This window comes from Acutalibacter sp. (genome assembly GCF_056800975.1).
Genome location: NZ_JBQISV010000174.1, coordinates 1 through 1,894 on the forward strand (window position 1 = coordinate 1; position 1,894 = coordinate 1,894).

Here is a 1,894-nt window from a genome sequence, read left to right on the forward strand (position 1 = left end):
TTGTCTGGGTTCAAATCCTGGTACCGCTGCCATGACCCGGGTCTGGAGCGCTGGCTTCCAGGCCCGTTCTTTTTCTGCCGTCCCCCTGCCGGACGGCCCCCTCGAGGTGTGGCTCAGCTTGGTAGAGCGCTACGTTCGGGACGTAGAAGCCGCAGGTTCGAATCCTGTCACCTCGACCACCAGCGTGACGCTGGACACGGTTCGCGCACCCATGTGGATGGATGCGCGAAGTTTTTTGCCCACGAGCGGGTGGCATTTTTTAGGCAAAGCAGGGCCATCCAAAATCCTCCCTAGAAACTGCGGTTTCTGGGGAATTTGCTTTTTGCCCGCCGCCCGGGCCCCAGCCTGGCCAAGCAACCCAGGCAATCATATTTTGGAGGATGAATACCATGAAAGTAATGCATACCATGAAGAAACCCCTTGCAGCCCTTTTGGCAGTGCTGCTCACGTTGACCTTTGCGGCGTGCGGCAGTGACGGCAAACCGGGCTCCGGCTCAGAGGGCGAGGAGGAAAACGCCATAGGCAGCGCCCTGGAGCTGCTCACCACCGTGTGGGACAGCTATGGAGAAGAGGAGCGCTTTGCAGCCGCCGGCGGCGATATGTCCGAGGAAAACATGACTATGGACGGCCCCGGGAAGTTCAGCCTCAGCGATGCCGCCGCGCTGGACGCCACCTTGGGGTTCCCGGAGGCTGCTGTGGACAAAATTGACGACGCGGCCTCTCTGGTGCACATGATGAACGCCAATACCTTTACCTGCGGCGTGTACCATGTCAAGGATGCCGGGGACCTGCCGGAGGTTTCCGCCGCCCTGAAGGACAACATCCTGCAACGGCAGTGGATGTGCGGCTTCCCGGACCGGCTGGTGATTATGCAAACCGGCGGCTATGTGGCGGCTTTCTTTGGCGAGCAGGGGATCACCGGCGTCTTCCAGGAAAAGCTGACAGCCGCGTACCCGGACGCGGAAACCCTGTGCGACGAGCCCGTGGTGTAACCGGCGGCAGGTAAAGGCTAAGCGATGTTATTTTCCAGCATAAGCTTTCTGTTTTACTTTCTGCCTGTTGTGGCAGCTCTGTACTTTGCCTCGCCCAGGCGTTTGAAGAACAGCGTACTGCTTGCGGCCAGCCTCTTTTTCTATGGCTGGGGCGAGCCCAGATACCTGGCCTTTATGCTCCTCTCCATCACCCAGGGATATGTTTTCGGGCTACTGATTGAAAAATACCGGGGAAAGGGCCGTTCCAAAGCTCTCCTGACAGCTTCGGTTCTTTTCAGCCTGCTGTTGCTGGGGTACTGTAAGTACGCGGATTTCTTCATCAGCAATTTCAATCGGGCAACAGGGCTGTCCCTTCCACTGCTAAAAATTGCCCTGCCGGTGGGCATCAGCTTTTATACCTTTCAGGTGCTCAGCTACACGGTGGACGTATACCGAGGCATAGCGCCCGCACAGCGGAACTATGTGGACCTGGCGGCTTATATCGCCATGTTCCCCCAGTTGGTGGCAGGGCCCATTGTCCGGTACGCGGACATAGCCGGACAGCTGCGGAGCAGAACCCACAGCCTCAGCGGAGCGGCAAGAGGCATCCGGCGGTTTACTATCGGTTTATCGAAAAAGGTACTGGTGGCTAACCAGCTGGGGGCTTTGGCTGCCGCCTTTCATGAATCCGCGGAGCCCTCTGTCCTATTCTGCTGGCTGTATGCCGCCGCTTATATGCTGCATATTTATTTCGATTTCTCCGGCTACAGCGATATGGCCATTGGCCTGGGCCATGTGTTTGGCTTTCGTTTCCCAGAAAATTTCGACTACCCCTATATCTCCCGCAGCATCACGGAATTCTGGCGAAGATGGCACATCTCCCTGGGGACCTGGTTCCGGGACTATCTCTACATCCCGCTGGG

The 1,894-nt window shown here is 57.7% G+C and carries 2 protein-coding genes and 1 tRNA gene; all 3 read left to right on the top strand.

Annotation, left to right across the window (positions count from 1 at the left end):
* Nucleotides 1–102: 102 nt before the first annotated feature.
* Nucleotides 103–179: transfer RNA gene (locus ACTO5E_RS10940), tRNA-Pro, on the top strand.
* A 210-nt stretch (nucleotides 180–389) separates the two neighbouring features.
* The gene (locus ACTO5E_RS10945; protein WP_482303599.1) at nucleotides 390–992 is read left to right on the top strand and encodes a hypothetical protein; all 603 of its coding nucleotides are present in this window, start codon (nucleotides 390–392) and stop codon (nucleotides 990–992) included.
* A gap of 24 nt (nucleotides 993–1,016) precedes the next feature.
* On the top strand, nucleotides 1,017–1,894 hold an 878-nt coding region (locus ACTO5E_RS10950; RefSeq protein WP_482303601.1), incomplete at its 3' end, for an MBOAT family O-acyltransferase.